Below are 17,438 nucleotides of genomic sequence, written 5' to 3'. Positions count from 1 at the left end.
ACGGACCGACTAGGCTGCTCGCAGCACCATGACGGACGACCGGAGGCCCTCCCTGTGCAGACCGACCACGCCACCAGCGCCGTCAGCGGCGGTCCTGTCCCGGTCCAGCAGACCAACACCGGCCCCGATGCGCTGCGCGCCGGGCTCGGTGAGCTGGTCGCCGCCACCGCACGGGTCCGTGCGTCCGTCGAGTCCGTGGTGCCGGGCCGGCCCGACCTCGCCCGGCTGACCGTCGCCGTCCTCCTGGCCGAGGGTCACCTGCTCGTCGAGGACGTCCCGGGCGTCGGCAAGACCACCCTCGCGAAGGCGCTCGCCCGGACCATCGACTGCCGCGTCGGCCGGGTGCAGTTCACCCCGGACCTCCTGCCGAGCGACCTCACCGGGGTCAACATCTACCGCTCGTCGAGCGGAGAGTTCGAGTTCCGGCCGGGCCCGGTGTTCAACAACGTGGTCATCGGCGACGAGATCAACCGTGCGTCGCCCAAGACGCAGTCCGCCCTCCTCGAGTGCATGGAGGAGGGCCAGACCACCGTCGACGGGACCACGTACACCCTGCCGCGGCCGTTCCTCGTGCTGGCCACGCAGAACCCGGTCGAGATGGAGGGCACCTACCCGCTGCCGGAGGCCCAGCGCGACCGCTTCATGGCCCGGCTCGCGATCGGCTACCCCGACAACGACGCCGAGATGCGCATGCTCGACTCCCAGCAGGCCACCGACCCGTTCGCGCACCTGGAGCCCGTCACGACGGCGGAAGCCATGATCCGCTACGCGGCCTGGGCCCGCGCAGTGCACGCCGCCCCCGCGGTCAAGCAGTACGTCATCGACCTCGTCGTGGCCACCCGTGAGCACGACGGGCTGCGGCTCGGCGCCTCACCGCGAGCGTCCCTCCAGCTCCTCCGGGTCGCCAAGGCCCACGCGGCCATGGTGGGCCGCCAGCACGTGCTGCCCGACGACGTCCAGGCGCTCGCCGTACCGGTCCTGGCGCACCGGCTGATCCTGTCCACGGAGTCACGGCTGGCCGGCGTCAGCGCGGTGGAGATCGTGCGCGACGTGGTCGACCGCACCGTGGTCCCGGCCGGGGTCACCTCACCCGCGGCGGCGCAGCGTCGCGCGACGCTCGGCAGGGCCGCGAACCCGAGCCACTGACATGACAGGACAGGGAGGTGGGTCGGCGTTCCGACGCCTGGCCCGGGTACGACCGACCGGGCGTGGCGGCGCGCTGCTGGTGGCAGGGGCGGTGCTCGTGGCGACCGGCATCGTCCTCGATCTGCCCGACGTCGTCGGGCTCGGTGCCGCCGCGGTCCTGGCGGTCACGGCCGCGTGCGCCACGCTCGGGTGGCAGCGGCTCGACGCAGGGCGTGGCGCGCTCGACGTCGAGCGCGCCATCGAGCCGGACCCCGTGGTCGCCGGTCGTCCCGCCACCACCCGCCTGACCGTCCGGGCCCGCGCGCGCACCGGCGCGGCCTACGAGAGACTCGCCCGGCTGCGGCTGTCCGAGCAGGCCGCCCACGAGCTCGCCGGACCGTCCGGGATCCACGCGCGCGTGCGCGCCCGCCCCGACCGCATCGACGTGCAGTACTCCCTCGCACCCGTGCGCCGCGGCCGCTGGCCGCTGGGCCCGGTGCTCACCACCCGCACCGACGTCTTCGGCCTGGCGCGGACCACCCAGCCCCTCGGCAGGGCGACGCGCGTCTCGGTCTGGCCGCGGACCACCGCCCTGCCAGCGCGGGCCGCGGCGCTCGGAGACGTCGACCGCGCGGCAGTCGGCGCCCGCCTCGCCTCCAGCGACGACTCCGTGCTGCGCGAGTACGTCCCCGGCGACGACCCCCGCCGAGTCCACTGGGCCGGCTCGGCGCGCCAGGGCCGGCTGATGGTCCGCGCCGACGAGAGCGCCGGGCTGCGTCCCGTCACGGTGCTGCTCGACCGCGAGCTGCTGGCCCCACCGCCCGACGACCGCCCCGGAGCGCGTCCGCCCGCCCGGGACGTCGTCGACGACGGAGAATGGGCCGTCGAGCTCGCCGCCTCGGTGGCGACGTCGTTCCTCGAGGCCGGGCACCCGACCCGCCTGGTCGCCACGACGACCACCCCGGGACGCACCGAGCACGCCGCCGGCCGCCGCAGCGGCCGCGCACAGTTGCTCGACGCGACCGTGGACCTCACGGGCCTGCGCGGCAGCGAGGCCGACCGGGCCCTCACCACCACCGTCCGGTCGCTGCGCGCCGACCGGACGGGGTCCGAGGTCACCGTCGCCGTGATCGGGCCGAGGAGCGGCGGACCGCAGCGCCACGCCCTCGCGTCCCTCGGTGCCGACGGCGTCGGCTGGGCCTTCCTCGTGGTCCCCCGTGCCGCCGGGATGCGTCACGACGTCGGCCCGACCGCCGACGGCCTGCGGGCCGCCGGGTGGCGCGTCGCGCCGTGCACCCCCGGCACCCCCGTGGAGCGGGCGTGGTCGACGCTGACGGAGAGCGTCGCATGATCCCGTCGTACGCCGGCCCGACGGCCCGGCTGATCGCCACGACCGTCCTGGTGGCGGTAGCCGTCGGCGCCTCCATGCTCGCGCTCACCGCCCTCGTGCTGCCGGGCGACTGGGTACGCACCGGACTCGTCGGCATCGCGCTGGTCGCAGCCACCACCGGGATCACGCGGGCCCTGCTCGAACGGCGTGCACGCGGACGCGGACGCGGCGAGACCGCGGGAGGTTCCGTCGTCCCGACGCTCTGCGGCGCGGCCGTCGCCGCGTGGTACGTGCTGGCCACCTACGGTGCTCCGACCTCCCAGCCGCAGCTCTTCATCGGGTCCGACGCCGTGGGCCGGGTGGTGGATCGCCTGGGGGACGCCGGCGAGATCATCCGGTCCGAGGTCGCCCCCGTACCGGGAACGCTGCCGATCACGTTGCTGACGGTTGGCGGCACCCTCGCCGTGCTGCTCCTCGGCGACGCCCTCGCGGGAGGTCTGCGCTGGCCGGCGGCAGTCGGGATCCCGCTGCTCGCCCTGTGGTGCCCTCCGCTCGTCCTCGTCGGGTCGGTCCCTCCCGCCGTCTTCGTCGTCGTCGTCGCGGCGCTGCTCCTGCTGCTCTCGGTCGCGGCCGGCGAACGTCGGCGGCCGCGTACCGAACGTCCGCCGGCCGCGGTGCGGCGGGCCGAGAGCGCGCGGAGCGTCGTCACCACCGCCGTCGCCCTCGTCGTCGCGGTGGCGGCCGGCCTCGTGGCCGCGGCGTCGAGCAGCCTGCCCGGGTACGCGGGGGCCTGGTACCAGAACTTCACGACCACGGGTGACACCATCCAGCTCTCCGAGGACCTCGACGTGCTGAGCAGCCTCACCGAACGGTCGGGCGAGGTGGTGCTCACCTACACGGGCGTCGAGGAGGACGTGGGGCCGCTGCGCACCTACACGGCCACCGCCTTCGACGGCCGGCGGTGGCAGCGCGGGGAGGAGCGCGACGGCCGGCCGTTCGCCGGCGACGAGCTGCTGTGGCCGGACGACCTCGCCACCGGCGGGCTGCAGGAGCGGCAGGACCTGTCGGTGACCGTGGGCTCGCTGAGGGACGACCAGCTGCCCGTCGCCATCGAGCCCCGGCGGGTCGACGCCGGCGGCACCTGGGGCTACGACCCGCTGCGTGACGAGGTGGTCGGCGACCGGACCGACGTGGGCGACGTCTACACGATGGGCGTGCGTCCCCGTGACCTGGACCCGCAGCTCCTGCGCGACGCGGGCGCCGGCGTCACCGAGGACGCCTACCTCACGGTTCCGCAGACGGAGCACTCGCAGGAGGTGGCAGCCCTTGCGGTGGAGGTCGTCGGCGAGACCGACAACGCCTACGAGCAGGCCGTCGCCCTCCAGCAGTGGTTGCGCGACCCCGCCACGTTCACCTACTCCACGCAGCTGCCCCGGGGCGGCACCGGGGACCCGGTCTGGGACTTCCTGCAGCACCGCACCGGGTACTGCGTGCAGTTCGCGACAACGATGTCGGTGATGGCTCGCACGTTGGGCATCCCCACGCGGCTCGGGGTCGGCTTCCTCCCCGGCGAGGCCGTCGACGACGCAGCGAGCGACGGCTCCCGCTGGCAGGTGACCGGGAAGGACTCCCACGCCTGGCCGGAGCTCTACTTCGAGGGTGCCGGCTGGGTGCGCTTCGAACCGACGCCCGCGACGCAGACCGGGACCGCCCCCGCCTACACCACCGCCGAGATCGACGCCCCGGCCGACCCGGCCCCTCAGCGGGAGGTGCCACCACCGGCCGCCGAGCAGCCTGAACTGAGCGAGCCGACGGAGCCGGTGCCGACCGAGCCGCCGGTAGCGGTCGAGCCGGAGCCCGCGGACACCCTGCCCGCGTGGGCCTGGGTGGCGCTGGCCGCGGGCCTGCTCGCGGGAGCGGGGACGACGGCGCTCCTGCTGCTACGGCGACGGCGGCACACAGGCCCGGTCGACGCCGAGCAGGCGTGGCAGCAGGTGGTCGCGGCGCTGGCTCGCGAGGGGGTGTCGCTGCCCCCGCCCACGACACCGCGACAGGCCCCCGGGGCCGTGGTCGACGCGGTCACCAGGGCGCGCGGCAGGGCGCCGGTGCCGGAGGTGCACGACGACCTCACCACGCTCGCGGAGGCCGTCGAACGGGCGCGCTACGCCGGGCCGGCAGACCAGAGCGGCGACATGACCGGCGGCGCGTCCGACGACGTCGAGCCGGGCCGGCCGGACGTCACCGAGCCGGACCTCGCCGAGGTGGCGGCGCGGGTGACCCAGCGCCTGACCGACAGGTCGTGAGCAAACCGGTCCGGCGGACCTCGTAGGTCGCGCCGAGCCGAGCCCGTCGGCCTGGTCGTCGGCCTGGTCGTCGGCCTGGTGCGTCAGCCCAGCGCCTCGCGGCCCTGTCTAACGACCCTGGTCTCGCCGGCGGTCCCAGCGCTCTTCGAGGCGAGCCAGGAAGCCCGGGCCCTTGCTCGGTGCCGCAGCCCGGTTCCGGCGCTCGCCCGAACCCGCGTGAGCGGCAGAGGAGGGGTCCACGGTGCCGTCCGCAGCGACGACCCCCTGCGGCCCCTTCTTGCGCGGCGCCGAGAACGCGTAGACGACGCCCGCGAACATCAGGACGAATCCTGCGACACCCAGCAGGGTCAACGACGATGCGACCCCGATCACCAGGAGCACCAGGCCCAGCACCACGCACAGCCCTGCGAGGACGTACCGCAGCGGTGAACGATGGCGCGAACGCTGGAGCGTCGTGGCCAGCCGGGGGTCATCGCTCTCGAGCGCGCGCTCCATCTGCTCCAGGACGCGCTGCTCGTACTCTGACAGAGGCATCGGGCCCCCCGATCTCGCTGTAGTTTCGTGGCCTGCCCCTAGGATATGCCTGCCGGGCGCTGGACGGTAGTCGGCGACGCCCCGAGGGCGATGGCGGCCGAGCCGAACCTCTCTCGCACGGCGTCCACCGCCAGCTCCGCGTCGCGTCGCGCCCCGAGCTGCGAGTCGTCGTCGAACAGCGACGGCTGAGACGTGAGCTCTGCCCGGGCGCGGAGATTCTCACCCCGCACCCCGACGAGACGGACCGGCAGCCCTTCGAGGTCGACCGCCGCGAGCAGCCCGCGAGCCACCGTGTACACGTCCTGCGCCACGTCCGTCGGTACCTCGAGCGTGCGGGACCGTGACATGGTCCGGAAGTCGCTGGTGCGCACCTTGAGGGCGACGGTCCGCGCCACCACTCCCTGGTGGCGCATCCGGCCCGCCACCCGGTCGCTGAGCTCGCGGAGCCGCCGCGCCACCTCGGCGAGGTCGTGCAGGTCCCGGCCGAACGTGGACTCGGCACCGATGCTCCGTTCGGCGCGTCCCGCGACCACGGGGCGCGGGTCCCGCCCCCAGGCGAGGTCGTGCAGGTGCGCCCCCGAGACCCGGCCGACGGCGGCCTGCAGCACCGCGACGTCGGTGTCGGCGAGCTGGGCGACCGTGCTGATGCCCCAGCGGGCCAGGACCTGCTCCGTCTTCTCCCCCACGCCCCACAGCGCGCCGACCGGGAGCTCGCGCAGGAACCGCTCGGTCGCGGCCGCGGGCACCAGGAGCAGGCCGTCGGGCTTGGCGTGCGTCGAGGCCAGCTTGGCGACGAGCTTGTTGCGGCCGATGCCGACCGAGCAGGTGATGCCGTGCTCCGCGCGCACCTGCTCGCGCAGCGCCGCGCCGATGGCGGTGGGCCTGCCGAGACGACGCCGTGCGCCGGCCACGTCGAGGAACGCCTCGTCGACCGAGACCTGCTCGACGACCGCCGTCACGTCGCCCAGCATCGCCATCACCGAGCGGGACACGTCCCGGTAGCGGCGATGGTCCGGCGGCACCACGACGGCCTGCGGGCACCGACGCAGCGCGTGGGCCATCGACATCGCCGACCGGATGCCGTAGGCACGCGCCTCGTAGGTGGCCGCGAGCACGACGCCCCGCTCCCGGCCGCCGACGATGACGGGCAGCCCCCGCAGCTCCGGCCGCCGCGCGAGCTCGACCGATGCGAAGAACGCGTCCATGTCGACGTGCAGGATCGACGAGCCCTCCTCGTCGTCCCCCCAGTCGCGCCGCACGTCCGTGGAGCGCGGACCGCGGCTCACGATGCCGCCGTCACGGCACCGCGTGCAGCCCGCAGGGAGAAGCCGGCGTCCGGGTCGAGCCGGAGACCCACCTCGTCCCGGAAGTCCTCGGCGCACGCGAGCAGCTCGTCCGCGCGGGCCGGCGTGACGTCCTCGCCGTGCCCGGCGTCCACAGCTGCCCGCAGACGCGCACCGGACGCGAAGTACACGCTCCACGCCGCCAGCTCGGGCTCCACCCGGGTCAGCAGGTCCCACACCGCCCTCGCGCGCCCCCGGGGCGCGTCCCCGTGGAGCGCCACGACCGCGGCGGCAGAGCGCAAGGCCGCCAGGTGGGCGTGGACGAAGCGCTCCGCGGCTGCGGTGGCAGCGACCGCGGCGGCCAGCTCCGCGTCGGCGCGCGCCAGGAGCCTGTCCACCCGGTCGGGCACGGGTGCACCGCCTCGTGCTGTCATCGCACACCTCCTGACCCCTCGGCGGGACCGCCCCGCCCTCGCATCTTCGAACGTCTGTTCGATCCTGTCAAGGCGTGTCGCACGAGAGACTGTCCCCATGGCTCGACGCTCCCGCACCACCCGTCCGGACCGATCATCGCGCGAGGCACCGACACTCCCCTCGGGCCCGGTGCCGATCGACACCGGGACGGCGCACCTCGAACCCGACCCCGACCACGCCGGGCGGGTGACGTTGCACGTCAACGGCGTGCCGAGCTCCTGCCTCGACCTCGACGACCCGGGCTTCCTCGCCTTCGAGTACCTCCAGCAGATGGCCGCCGTCGTCGACCTGCTCGACCCGGGGCCCGTGCGCGCCCTCCACCTCGGCGCCGCAGGGTGCGCCCTCCCCCGGCAGATCGAGCACGTCCGGCCCGACTCCCGCCAGCTCGGCGTCGACGTCGACGCCCGCCTGCTGACGCTCGTGCGCGAGTGGTTCTCGCTGCCCCGGTCGCCCCGGCTGCGGCTCCGGGCCGACGACGCCGGGCACGCCTTGTCGACCCTGCCGGCCGCGTCGTTCGACGTCGTCGTGCGTGACGCGTTCGACGGCGACGCGACGCCCGAACATCTCGCGGGCCGCGGCTTCGCCGACGCGGCGCTGCGGGTCCTGCGGCCTGGCGGGCTGCTCCTGGTGAACTGTGCCGACCGGCCACCGCTGGAGCTGACGCGGCGCGAGCTGGCGTCGTTCGCGGCGTCCCTCGACCCGGGCGCCGCCGAGCACGGACGCCTCGCCCTGATCGCCGAGCCGGCCGTGCTCAAGGGCCGTCGATACGGCAACGTCGTGATCGCCGCCGTCGCTCCGCAGACCGACGGCTCGGCGCCCGACGGACTCGACCTCGCCGACACCCGGCTGGCGCGCGCCCTGCGATCCCTGGCCGTGCCCGCGCAGACCGTCACGGGTGGCGACCTGGCTCGCCTCGTCGGGTCGGCCGCGCCGCTGCCCTGAGACGCCGCAGGCCGCTCCCCGAGACCCGAGGGGCGGCCTGCGGCGGGACGTGCCGCCTCAGAGCGGGACGACCTGCTCCGCCTGCGGACCCTTCGGTCCCTGCGTGATCTGGAACTCGACCCGCTGGGCCTCGTCGAGCGTTCGGTACCCCTGCGTCTCGATCGCGGAGTAGTGGACGAAGACGTCGGCCCCGCCGCCGTCCTGGGCGATGAACCCGTAGCCCTTCTCGGAGTTGAACCACTTCACAGAACCCTGCGCCATGCTGATCCTTCGACCTTCCGTCCGGTGCACGGGTGCACCGGACGGGCACCCGCCGTCGCACCGCGCCGGAACCGGTCCGTGGGCCGGTGAGCAGGTGCGACGCCCGACAGTGTGGCATGGACCACTACGTTCCGCACGGGATGCGCGCGGTACCGGTCCCGGCGTCGCGACCCTCCGGTCAGCCGTCGTCGCGCTGGGCGAGAAACCTCTCGAACTCGGCACCGAGCTCGTCGGCCGTCGGGAGCGCGGCGTCCTCGGCGAGGAGGTTCGTCCGGCCCACCGACCGGGTGAAGGCGTCGTACTGCTCCTCGAGCTGGTGCACGACGGCGGCGACCTCCTCGTTCTCGGCCACGAGCTCGGCGACCTCGACCTGCGTCTCGGCCGCTGCCTCCGCGAGCCGGTCCGTCCCGAGCGCCAGCCCGGTCGCCTTCTCCAGGTGCTGCAGCGCGACGACGGCGGCGGGTACATAGCGGGACTGCGCCAGGTAGTGCGGTACGTGGACCGTCACTCCCAGCGCGTCGTGCTCGGTCTGCCCGAGCCGCAGCTCCAGGAGCGCGCCCAGCGAACCGGGCACCCGCACCTGGCCGAAGAACGAGGTGTAGTCCTCGACCAGCCCCTCGCGGGTGCCGTGCGCCGTCAACGTCAGCGGGCGCGTGTGGGGGACCCCCATCGGGATCCCGTGGACGCCGACGGTCAGGGACACGCCGAACCGCTCCACGATCTCGCGCACCGCGCGGACCACGCGCTCCCACTGCACGTCCGGCTCGACGCCGTGCAGCAGGAGGAATCCCGTGCCCTCGCCGTCCGTCAGATGGTCGACCACGAGCGACGGCTCGTCGTAGTCCGCCCACCGGTTCGCGTCGAAGGTCATCGCCGGACGCCTCGACCTATAGTCCACGAGTCGGTCGACGTCGAAGGTGATCAGTCGCGTGGCCGTGAACCGTTCGAGCAGGTGCCCGACGGTGATCTCACCGGCGGACCCCGCATCGACGAAGCCGCGCAGAGCGTGCACCAGGACCGGCGCACCGCTCGCCGCCGGCTCGTCGCCGAACGTGCGCTCGATCGCCTCGTCGTCCACCTCGTAGATCCCCTGCGGGTCCAGCACCCGTTCCTCCTCGTCTCGACCACCACGACGCAACAGCGTCCCTCGGGACAACCAGCGTGCCCCCCGAGATCTTCCCGACCTCAGCGACGCGGGAGCCGGACCACGGAGACGAAGAACTCGTCGATCTGCTGCACGACGTCGATGAACCGCTCGAAGTCGACCGGCTTGGTCACGTACGCGTTGGCGTGCAGCGCGTAGGAGCGCAGCACGTCCTCCTCCGCCTCCGACGTGGTGAGGACGACGACCGGGATGTGCTTCAGCACCGGGTCCTCCTTCACCAGCCCGAGGACCTCCCGGCCGTCCATGCGCGGCAGGTTGAGGTCGAGCAGGATGAGGTCCGGCCGCGGGGCCTGCGCGTACTCGCCCTCACGCCGCAGGAACTCCATCGCGCTCACGCCGTCGGACACCACCGACAGCTGGTTGGCGACCTTGTGCTCGGCGAAGGCCTCGCGCGTCATGAGGACGTCGCCGGGATCGTCCTCCACCAGAAGGACCTCGATACCGACCTGCTGCTCCGTCATCCCGCCACCCTAAGCGGACCCGGCAAGGGTCCACCGGATGGTCGTGCCCAGCGTGGCGTCGGGATCGATCCAGACCCGCCCGCCGTGATGCTCGACCACCCGCTTGACGAGGGCCAGCCCGATGCCGGTCCCGCTGTACACCTCCTTGGGATGCAGCCGCTGGAAGATGACGAACACCCGCTCGGCGTACTGGGAGTCGATGCCGATCCCGTTGTCGCGGCACGCCAGCTCCCAGCCCTCTCCGTCCTCGCCGCGAGCGGCGGTCAGGTGCACCCGGGGCGGGCGGTCGGGGTGGCGGAACTTCAGCGCGTTGCCGACGACGTTGCGCAGGAGCATCGTCAACAGGCTCTTCTCGCCCCGCACCACCGGCAGCGGGTCGTGGGTGACCTCCGCTCCCTCGTCCTCGATCCGGTGGGAGAGGTCGGCCAGCACCTGCCGCAGGACCGCTTCGAGGTCCACGTCCTCCGGGGCCTCCCCCGTCCTGCCGACCCGGGAGAAGCTCAGCAGGTCCTGGATGAGGCGTTGCATGCGGTGGGCGCCGTCCACGGCGAACGCGATGTACTGGTCCGCCCGGTCGTCCAGCTGGTCGCCGTAGCGCTTCTGCAACAGCTGCGTGAAGCTCGCGACCTTGCGCAGCGGCTCCTGCAGGTCGTGCGAGGCGACGTAGGCGAACTGCTCGAGGTCGCGGTTCGAGCGCTCCAGCTCCCCGGCCTGCTCCTGCAGCCGGTCCTGGGCGTCCCTGGCCTCGACGTGCGCCTCGCGGGCCTCGGCGACCTGGCGCACCAGCTCGCGGCGCATGTGCTCGACGTCCTGGCTCAGGGCCGCGACCTCACCGGTACCCACCCGCGGGATCTCGTGGTCGTGCTCACCGGTGCTGGCCTTGCGCACCTCGGCGGCAAGGGTCCCGATGGGCGCGGTCACCCCACGCTGGACCGCCTGCCAGACCACCCAGCCGAGGACCACCGCCACGATGCCCAGCACGCCGACGACGACCAGCACGACCTCGTTCCACACCCGGGCGAGCTCGATGGCCTCGGCATCGGCGCCGTCCGCCAGCAGCCGCAGCGACACGAGGACGGCGACGAACGCCACCACCAGGACCAGCAGGAGCACCACGCCCGCCCCGCGCAGGAGCCGCCGCAGGCCCGTCAGCACCGAAGAACGCTCGCTCACCAGCGCGCCCATTCCGCCGAGTCCGCCAGCGTCGACGAACGCTCGCCGATCACTTCGCGCGTGCCGGTCCACCCGACGACGAGCATGGCCGCGTCGTCGACGAGCGGACCACCGTGGATCGCCCGCACCCGACGCAGGACACGTTCGACGACGCCCACGAACCCTGACCCGTCGAGCTCCTGCTGCACGAGCCGGTGCAGCCCGTCGACGCCGACCCGCTCAGGCCCACGGCGACCCCGCCGCTCCGGGCCGGCCGCGGAGTCCGCGACGGAGGCCTCGACCAGCCCGTCGGTGTACATGAGCACGGCGAACGGACCGTCGACCTCCAGCCGCTGCGGGCGCCAGCCACCGTCGATCGGGATGCCGAGCGCGCGACCGCGCGACGTCGGCTCGACCACGTCGCAGCGGACGGCCCCGACGGGACCGGTCAGGAGCATCGGGGCGGGGTGCCCGGCGAGGTAGACGTCGATCGAGCCGCGGTCGGCCGCGACGGCCACCTGGCAGAGCGTCACGAAGATCTCCGGCTGGGACCGCTCCGTCACCAGGACGCGCTCCAGGTGACCGAGCACGTCGGCAGGCGGCGTCCCGGTCAGGACCAGCGTGCGCCAGGCCGTGCGCAGGGTCGCGCCGAGCGCGGCCTCGTCCGGCCCGTGCCCCGCCACGTCCCCGATCATCGACAGCACCGTGCCGTCGGCCATCTCGACGGAGTCGAAGAAGTCGCCACCCAGCAGCCCGTTACCCCCGGGCAGGTACCCGACCATCACCGACACGGCGACGTCCTCGACCAGCGGCTTCGGCAGCAGCGCACGTTCGAGCCGTGCCGTCTCCGCGGCGCGTACCTCGCTGCGGTACAGGGCCCGCTGCTGCGCGGCCGACCGCCGGCGCTGGAGCGCGTACCGCAACGAGCGCGCCAGGAGGTCGGGGCCGGTCTCGCCCTTGACGAGGTAGTCGTCCGCGCCCGCCGCGACGGCTCGCACGCCCTGGTCGATGCCGGCGTGCCCCGTCAGCACGACGAGGGCCGGCGGCACCGAGTGACGTTCGGTCGAGCGACGCAGACGTTCGACCGCGGCGAGACCGACCGCGTCCGGCAGCCCCAGGTCCACGACCAGGCAGTCCACGGCGGTCTGGGCGAGCTCTTCGGCCGCCTGGGCCACCGACGTCGCACGGCGCACCTCGATCGCGATCTCGGCGTCGGCGAGCAGCTCGGTCACCAGCAGTGCGTCGCCGTCGTCGTCCTCGACGAGCAGCACCACGGCCGGCTCCGCCGACTCTCCGTCCTCGGACCCGGCGCGTCCCCCGTCGCCGCTGATCATGACCGCGATCCTATGCCGTCGCACCCGCCGCGTCATCGCCCACGACCCGGCGCGTCGTCGGCGCCCGGCAGCGGGCGGCGCGCTCGTGCCGCGACGCATGGAATGATGGTCGGCCGCAGATCGAGCAGCATCGGGAGGACGTGTGGCGGGCAGGCACGAGGAGCTGGCGCGCGAGCAGGCGGTCGTGACCCGCCTGTACGACCGCCTGGACGCGCTGCGCGCCACCACGCGCGAGCGGCTGGCGGACGTCCGCCGGGTGGGGCCGTCGGGCTCGCCCCAGAACCGGAGCGAGCGCGACGCGTTCGCGACGCTGTACGCCGACCGTGCGGCCCAGCTCGACGCCGTCGAGGACCGGCTCGCCTTCGGGCGGCTCGACCTCGACGACGACGAGGTGCGCTACGTGGGACGGCTGGGCCTCACCGACGAGGAGCACCGGACGCTGCTCACCGACTGGCGCGCACCCGCCGCCCAGGCCTTCTACCGGGCGACGGCGATGCACCCCGACGGGGTGCGCCGTCGTCGTCACGTGGTCACCGCGGGCCGGACCGTCACGGGGTACGAGGACGAGGTGCTCGACCTCGACGCCGTCGCGGACGGCCTCGACGTGTCCTCGCTCTCCGGGGAGGGCGCGCTGCTGGCGTCGCTCGCCAGCCGACGGACCGGTCGCATGGCGGACATCGTCGCCACGATCCAGGGTGAGCAGGACCGCATCGTCCGCGACGACCTCGGCGGCGCCCTCGTCGTCCAGGGCGGGCCCGGCACCGGCAAGACGGCCGTGGCGCTGCACCGCGCCGCGTACCTGCTCTACGCGCACCGGCGGGTCCTGGAGCGCTCGGGCGTGCTCCTGGTCGGCCCGAGCCGCGCCTTCCTGCGCTACATCGACCAGGTGCTCCCTTCGCTGGGCGAGACCGGCGTCGTCTCGACGACCATCGCCGAGCTCCTGCCCGGGCTGCGTGCCGACGCCGTCGACGAGGGCCGGGTCGCCGAGGTCAAGGGCCGGCTCCTGTGGCGCGCGGCGATCCGGCGTGCCGTGCGAGCCCGCGAACGGATCCCGGCCCGGGACGTGCCGGTGCGGGTCGACGGCGTCGACCTCGAGGTCAGGCGGCGCGACGTCCGCGACGCGATCGGCCGCGCCCGCCGGACCCACAAGCCGCACAACGAGGCGCGGGCCACGTTCGTGCGCGAGATGCTCGCGCGGCTCGTCGACCAGTACCGCGTGCGCACCGACTCCGAGCTGTCCGACCACGACGTCGCGGTGCTGAACGAGGACCTCCGGGCGGACCGCGACGTGCGGGTCGCCCTCAACCTCGCCTGGTTCCCGCTCACGCCCGAGAAGCTCGTCGCCGACCTGTGGTCCAAGCCCCACCGGCTGGCCGAGGCCGCCCCCGAGCTCAGCGCTCCCGAGCGCGGGCTGCTGCGCCGATCGCCCGACGCGCCGTGGACGGAGTCCGACGTCCCGCTCCTGGACGAGGCGGCCGAGCTCCTCGGGGTCGACGACTCGCTGGCCAGGGCCGAGGCCCGCGCCGCCGAGGCGCAGCGCGCCTCCGAGCTGGAGTATGCACGCTCGGTGCTCGAGTCCACCGGGGCCGGCGGCGGGCTCGTCGACGCCGAGACCCTGGCTGCCCGGTTCACCGAGACCGGTCCGGTGCTGACCACCGCCGAGCGCGCCGCGGCGGACCGCTCCTGGACCTACGGCCACGTCGTGGTCGACGAGGCGCAGGAGCTGAGCCCGATGGCGTGGCACGCGATCGTGCGCCGGGTCCCGTCCCGGTCGTTGACGATCGTCGGTGACGTCGCCCAGACGTCGTCCGCGGCCGGCGCGGACTCCTGGCCCGCGGCGCTCGATCCCGTGCTGCGTGACGGCTGGCGGCTGAGCGAGCTGACCGTCAGCTACCGGACCCCCGCGGCCGTGGCCGACGCCGCCCAGCGCATGGCGACGGCGGCCGGGCTCCCGGTCTCGCCGCTGACCGCTGCCCGCGACGTGCCCGGTGCCCTCCAGGTCGACCGGGTCGGCGACCCGGTCGCGGCCGCCGCCGCCCGGGCGGCCGACCTCGCCCGCGAGCACGTCGCCGCCGACGGGTCGGGACGGGTGGCGATCATCGCCGGGCAGCACGCCGTCGGAGACCTGGACGAGCGGGTGGCGGCGGCGCTCACCGACGCGCTCGGGGCCACCGAGGCCGCACGGCTCGCCGCCCAGCGCCCCGAGGACGCCCAGGTGGTCGTCACCTCGCCCCGCGAGGCGAAGGGCCTGGAGTACGACGCCGTCGTGCTGGTCGAGCCGGCCGACGTCGCGTCCGGCCCGGGTCGCTGGGGCGACCTGTACGTGGCCATGACGCGGACGACGCAGCAGCTCGTCGTGCTGCACGCCCGAGACCTTCCCGACGGCCTGGTGGACGAAGGGTGAGACGGGTTTGTGGGTCGCGTCGCGGAGGCGCACCATAGGTCCGTGCTGCGCGCCCTACTCCTTGAGAACGTCCATCCCGCTGCTGTCGAGATCCTCCGCGATGCGGGGATCGAGGTCGAGACGCGCTCCGGCGCGCTCGACGAGGCCGAGCTGATCGAGACGCTCGCCGACTTCCAGATTCTCGGCATCCGCTCCAAGACCCAGGTCACCCGTCGCGTCCTGGAGTCCGTGCCCGGCCTGCTGGCCGTCGGCACGTTCTCCATCGGGACGAATCAGATCGACCTCGAGGCGGCGTCGTCGCACGGCGTCGCCGTGTTCAACGCACCGTTCTCGAACACCCGCTCGGTCGTCGAGCTGGCGGTCTCGGAGATCATCGCCCTGACCCGGCGGCTCACCGTGCGGGACAAGGCGCTGCACGACGGCGTCTGGGACAAGACGGCCGAGGGCTCGCACGAGGTGCGCGGCCGCACGCTCGGCATCATCGGGTACGGGAACATCGGCTCCCAGCTCTCGGTGCTGGCCGAGAACCTGGGCATGAAGGTCGTCTTCTACGACGCTGCCGAGAAGCTCGCGCTCGGCAACGCCCACCGCGTGGAGACGCTGGGCGAGCTCCTGGAGGTCGCCGACGCGGTGACGATCCACGTGGACGGGCGCCCCGGGAACGCCGGGATGTTCACCGGTGACATGTTCGCGCGGATGAAGCCGGGGGCGATCTTCCTCAACCTCTCGCGCGGCTTCGTCGTCGACGTCGAGTCCCTGCGTGAGCACATCCTCTCGGGCCACCTCTCCGGTGCGGCCGTCGACGTCTTCCCGACCGAGCCGAAGAAGCGCGGCGACCACTTCGAGTCGCCGTTGCGCGGCCTCGACAACGTCATCCTCACCCCGCACGTCGGCGGCTCGACCCTCGAGGCGCAGGAGTCGATCGGTCACTTCGTCGCGAAGAAGCTGCGCGAGTACTTCTTGACCGCCTCGACGACGCTCTCGGTGAACCTGCCGAACCTGCAGCTCGAGCACACCGGGGTCGGGCGGATCGCACTGCTCCACCGCAACGTGCCGGGCGTGCTCGCTGCCGTCAACCAGGTCTTCGCCGACCACGGTGCCAACATCGAGGCCCAGATGCTCGCCACGCGGGGGGACCTCGGCTACGTGGTCACCGACATCTCCGACGTCACGCAGCGTGGGGCCTCGAAGAAGCTCATGGCGATGGACACCACGGTGCGGCTGCGGATCCGCGACGCGTTCGAGCGCCCGGAGTTCCCGCCGGGGCCCGCCGCCGGCTGACCACTCACGCCGCACCGGAGCACGAAGGGCTCGCACCATGGTGCGGGCCCTTCGTCGTCAGGTCCGTCAGCCCGACTTGCGCCGGAACATCGGCTGCACGGGACCGGCGGTCTCCGAGCCGTGCACGGATCCGGTGTTCCGCTCGGAGTCGGACGTGCGGTGGCGCGCGGCGTTCTTCTTGTCGAGGGCCTCCTTGAACCGTGCCTTGGCCTCGTCGCCGGGGGCGGTCGTCCTCTTGTCGTCTGTCATAGGCCCAGCATGCGCCCCTCGGCCCGCGGGCGCGAGGGCTTTTCCGATCACGTGGACGCGGTGGGAGCCTCCTCCACCGAGCCGCCGGGCGCCGTACCCGCGGCCGTCTCGCGCTCGGCCCGTTCCGCGCGCAGGGATGTGATCGCTGCGTCGAAGTCGTCGAGCGAGTCGAACGCCTGGTAGACCGAGGCGAAACGCAGGTAGGCGACCTCGTCGAGCTCCCGGAGGGGACCCAGGATGGCCAGGCCGATCTCGTAGGCGTCGATCTCCGCGCTACCCGAGCCACGCAGCGTCTCCTCGACCCGCTGCGCCAGGAGCGCCAGGTCGTCGGCGCTCACCGGCCGACCCTGGCACGCCTTGCGCACCCCGGCGACGACCTTGTCACGGCTGAACGGTTCGGTCGCGCCCGAACGTTTGACGACGGAGAGGCTCGCGGTCTCGATCGTGGTGAAACGGCGCTGGCAGTTCGGGCACTGGCGGCGGCGTCGGATCGACGATCCGTCGTCGGCGGTACGAGAGTCGACCACGCGCGAGTCGGCGTGTCGGCAGAACGGGCAGTGCATCCGGAGTCTCCTGCGGTCGGGCCGGGCCCGTGCCCAGCTGCCCGACGAAAGTATGCGCCAGCCAGCCCTCGGTGCAACACCACGTGCCGCTAGTCGAGCGGCAGCACCAGGACCTGCCCCGCCCTGAGCTCCGCGCCGCCCAGCCCGTTCAGCTCTTGCAGCGCGGCGACGACGTCCCGCAGGTCCTCGCCCGGGGTCGCCACCGACCGCGCGTACTCCCACAACGTCTCGCCCGGCGCCACGGTCTCGAGCCGCACCTCCTGCGCACGGTCCGGCGCGTCCGCGACGGCACTGGCACCCCAGGCGACGGCCGGCACGGCCAGGAGAAGCACCGCCAGGGCGACGAGCACACGGCGCCCGCGAACCGTGAGGCGTAGGCCACCGAGGCCCAGGAAGCCCGCGGCCTGCGAGACCACTGCGATCGATGCCATTGCTTCGCCCTCCCGGAGCCGCACGGGCCTCTCGAACACCTGTCCGTCAAACGTATGTTCGTCGAACGCTTGTACACATTGGTATCACGGCGACCCGACACGCGTCGAGAGATCTCGAACAGATGTTTGATGTCGGTGCGGATCTG

General features: G+C 73.7%; 17 protein-coding genes. 6 read left to right on the top strand and 11 right to left on the bottom strand.

Translation table 11 applies throughout. The features are described 5' to 3' along the window. Positions 1 to 132: 132 nt before the first annotated feature. From ACWAT2_RS10125 to ACWAT2_RS10115, 3 genes are read left to right on the top strand one after another with little or no spacing between them, the layout of a single operon-like run. On the top strand, positions 133 to 1,146 hold the full coding sequence (locus tag ACWAT2_RS10125) for an AAA family ATPase (RefSeq protein WP_402375548.1): 1,014 nt from the start codon (positions 133 to 135) through the stop codon (positions 1,144 to 1,146). A 1-nt stretch (position 1,147) separates the two neighbouring features. Further along, entirely contained in the window at positions 1,148 to 2,476 is a 1,329-nt protein-coding gene (locus ACWAT2_RS10120) for a DUF58 domain-containing protein (protein ID WP_402375239.1), read from the top strand. Then, entirely contained in the window at positions 2,446 to 4,758 is a 2,313-nt protein-coding gene (locus tag ACWAT2_RS10115) for a transglutaminase TgpA family protein (protein WP_480048895.1), read from the top strand. The genes ACWAT2_RS10120 and ACWAT2_RS10115 overlap by 31 nt, the downstream gene beginning before the upstream one ends. Positions 4,759 to 4,866: 108 nt before the next feature. Here the strand turns inward: ACWAT2_RS10115 and ACWAT2_RS10110 are convergent, their stop codons facing one another. The 3 genes from ACWAT2_RS10110 to ACWAT2_RS10100 are packed head-to-tail and all read right to left on the bottom strand — an operon-like array spanning position 4,867 to position 7,009. Beyond that, positions 4,867 to 5,292 carry a DUF3040 domain-containing protein gene (locus ACWAT2_RS10110; RefSeq protein ID WP_402375243.1) on the bottom strand — a complete coding sequence of 142 codons (426 nt, stop codon included), beginning with the start codon at positions 5,290 to 5,292 and terminating at the stop codon, positions 4,867 to 4,869. Between the two features lie 38 nt (positions 5,293 to 5,330). Then, complete coding sequence (dinB, locus tag ACWAT2_RS10105) at positions 5,331 to 6,578, bottom strand: DNA polymerase IV (RefSeq protein WP_402375245.1); 1,248 nt, start codon at positions 6,576 to 6,578, stop codon at positions 5,331 to 5,333. Further along, positions 6,575 to 7,009: an SAV_6107 family HEPN domain-containing protein gene (locus ACWAT2_RS10100; protein ID WP_402375247.1), complete on the bottom strand. Its 435-nt coding sequence runs from the start codon at positions 7,007 to 7,009 to the stop codon at positions 6,575 to 6,577. The genes dinB and ACWAT2_RS10100 overlap by 4 nt, the downstream gene beginning before the upstream one ends. Positions 7,010 to 7,178: 169 nt before the next feature. On the opposite strand from ACWAT2_RS10100, the gene ACWAT2_RS10095 reads away from it, so the two are divergent. After that, the gene (locus ACWAT2_RS10095; RefSeq protein WP_402375249.1) at positions 7,179 to 7,991 is read left to right on the top strand and encodes a spermidine synthase; all 813 of its coding nucleotides are present in this window, start codon (positions 7,179 to 7,181) and stop codon (positions 7,989 to 7,991) included. Positions 7,992 to 8,048: 57 nt separating this feature from the next. On the opposite strand, the gene ACWAT2_RS10090 is transcribed toward ACWAT2_RS10095, so the two are convergent. The 5 genes from ACWAT2_RS10090 to ACWAT2_RS10070 form a co-directional block, all read right to left on the bottom strand. Continuing rightward, positions 8,049 to 8,252: a cold-shock protein gene (locus ACWAT2_RS10090; protein WP_402375251.1), complete on the bottom strand. Its 204-nt coding sequence runs from the start codon at positions 8,250 to 8,252 to the stop codon at positions 8,049 to 8,051. A gap of 178 nt (positions 8,253 to 8,430) precedes the next feature. Then, on the bottom strand, positions 8,431 to 9,357 hold the full coding sequence (locus ACWAT2_RS10085) for a PAC2 family protein (protein WP_402375253.1): 927 nt from the start codon (positions 9,355 to 9,357) through the stop codon (positions 8,431 to 8,433). An 80-nt stretch (positions 9,358 to 9,437) separates the two neighbouring features. Then, positions 9,438 to 9,878, bottom strand: coding sequence for a response regulator (locus tag ACWAT2_RS10080; RefSeq protein ID WP_402375255.1), 441 nt, complete (start codon positions 9,876 to 9,878; stop codon positions 9,438 to 9,440). 9 nt (positions 9,879 to 9,887) lie between these two features. Then, positions 9,888 to 11,051: a sensor histidine kinase gene (locus ACWAT2_RS10075; RefSeq protein ID WP_402375257.1), complete on the bottom strand. Its 1,164-nt coding sequence runs from the start codon at positions 11,049 to 11,051 to the stop codon at positions 9,888 to 9,890. Beyond that, complete coding sequence (locus tag ACWAT2_RS10070) at positions 11,048 to 12,364, bottom strand: PP2C family protein-serine/threonine phosphatase (RefSeq protein ID WP_402375259.1); 1,317 nt, start codon at positions 12,362 to 12,364, stop codon at positions 11,048 to 11,050. The genes ACWAT2_RS10075 and ACWAT2_RS10070 overlap by 4 nt, the downstream gene beginning before the upstream one ends. A 142-nt stretch (positions 12,365 to 12,506) precedes the next feature. Between ACWAT2_RS10070 and ACWAT2_RS10065 the strand changes: the two genes are divergently transcribed. Both ACWAT2_RS10065 and serA read left to right on the top strand, forming a co-directional pair. Further along, positions 12,507 to 14,768: a HelD family protein gene (locus tag ACWAT2_RS10065; protein ID WP_402375261.1), complete on the top strand. Its 2,262-nt coding sequence runs from the start codon at positions 12,507 to 12,509 to the stop codon at positions 14,766 to 14,768. A 42-nt stretch (positions 14,769 to 14,810) separates the two neighbouring features. Next, a complete protein-coding gene (gene serA, locus ACWAT2_RS10060) occupies positions 14,811 to 16,049 on the top strand; it encodes a phosphoglycerate dehydrogenase (RefSeq protein WP_402375263.1) in 1,239 nt (412 codons plus the stop codon). 66 nt (positions 16,050 to 16,115) lie between these two features. Here the strand turns inward: serA and ACWAT2_RS10055 are convergent, their stop codons facing one another. From ACWAT2_RS10055 to ACWAT2_RS10045, 3 genes are all read right to left on the bottom strand, one after another. Further along, entirely contained in the window at positions 16,116 to 16,298 is a 183-nt protein-coding gene (locus ACWAT2_RS10055) for a DUF5302 domain-containing protein (RefSeq protein WP_402375265.1), read from the bottom strand. 47 nt (positions 16,299 to 16,345) lie between these two features. Continuing rightward, positions 16,346 to 16,861, bottom strand: coding sequence for a transcriptional regulator NrdR (gene nrdR / locus ACWAT2_RS10050; RefSeq protein WP_402375267.1), 516 nt, complete (start codon positions 16,859 to 16,861; stop codon positions 16,346 to 16,348). 89 nt (positions 16,862 to 16,950) lie between these two features. Further along, entirely contained in the window at positions 16,951 to 17,292 is a 342-nt protein-coding gene (locus ACWAT2_RS10045; RefSeq protein WP_402375269.1) for a LysM peptidoglycan-binding domain-containing protein, read from the bottom strand. Between the last annotated feature and the right edge of the window lie 146 nt (positions 17,293 to 17,438).

The sequence above is a fragment of the Isoptericola sp. GX10416 genome (assembly GCF_056590155.1).
The sequence above is the reverse complement of the archived record's forward strand: the minus strand, read 5'-3'. Positions and strand labels throughout refer to the sequence as shown.

Excerpts from the sequence above, each read along its gene's own strand:
- ACWAT2_RS10120 (WP_402375239.1), top strand. The coding sequence starts at position 1,148 with ATGACAGGACAGGGAGGTGGGTCGGCGTTCCGACGCCTGGCCCGGGTA.
- ACWAT2_RS10110 (WP_402375243.1), bottom strand. The coding sequence starts at position 5,292 with ATGCCTCTGTCAGAGTACGAGCAGCGCGTCCTGGAGCAGATGGAGCGC.
- ACWAT2_RS10100 (WP_402375247.1), bottom strand. The coding sequence starts at position 7,009 with ATGACAGCACGAGGCGGTGCACCCGTGCCCGACCGGGTGGACAGGCTC.
- ACWAT2_RS10090 (WP_402375251.1), bottom strand. The coding sequence starts at position 8,252 with ATGGCGCAGGGTTCTGTGAAGTGGTTCAACTCCGAGAAGGGCTACGGG.
- ACWAT2_RS10080 (WP_402375255.1), bottom strand. The coding sequence starts at position 9,878 with ATGACGGAGCAGCAGGTCGGTATCGAGGTCCTTCTGGTGGAGGACGAT.
- ACWAT2_RS10070 (WP_402375259.1), bottom strand. The coding sequence starts at position 12,364 with ATGATCAGCGGCGACGGGGGACGCGCCGGGTCCGAGGACGGAGAGTCG.
- ACWAT2_RS10055 (WP_402375265.1), bottom strand. The coding sequence starts at position 16,298 with ATGACAGACGACAAGAGGACGACCGCCCCCGGCGACGAGGCCAAGGCA.
- nrdR (WP_402375267.1), bottom strand. The coding sequence starts at position 16,861 with ATGCACTGCCCGTTCTGCCGACACGCCGACTCGCGCGTGGTCGACTCT.
- ACWAT2_RS10045 (WP_402375269.1), bottom strand. The coding sequence starts at position 17,292 with ATGGCATCGATCGCAGTGGTCTCGCAGGCCGCGGGCTTCCTGGGCCTC.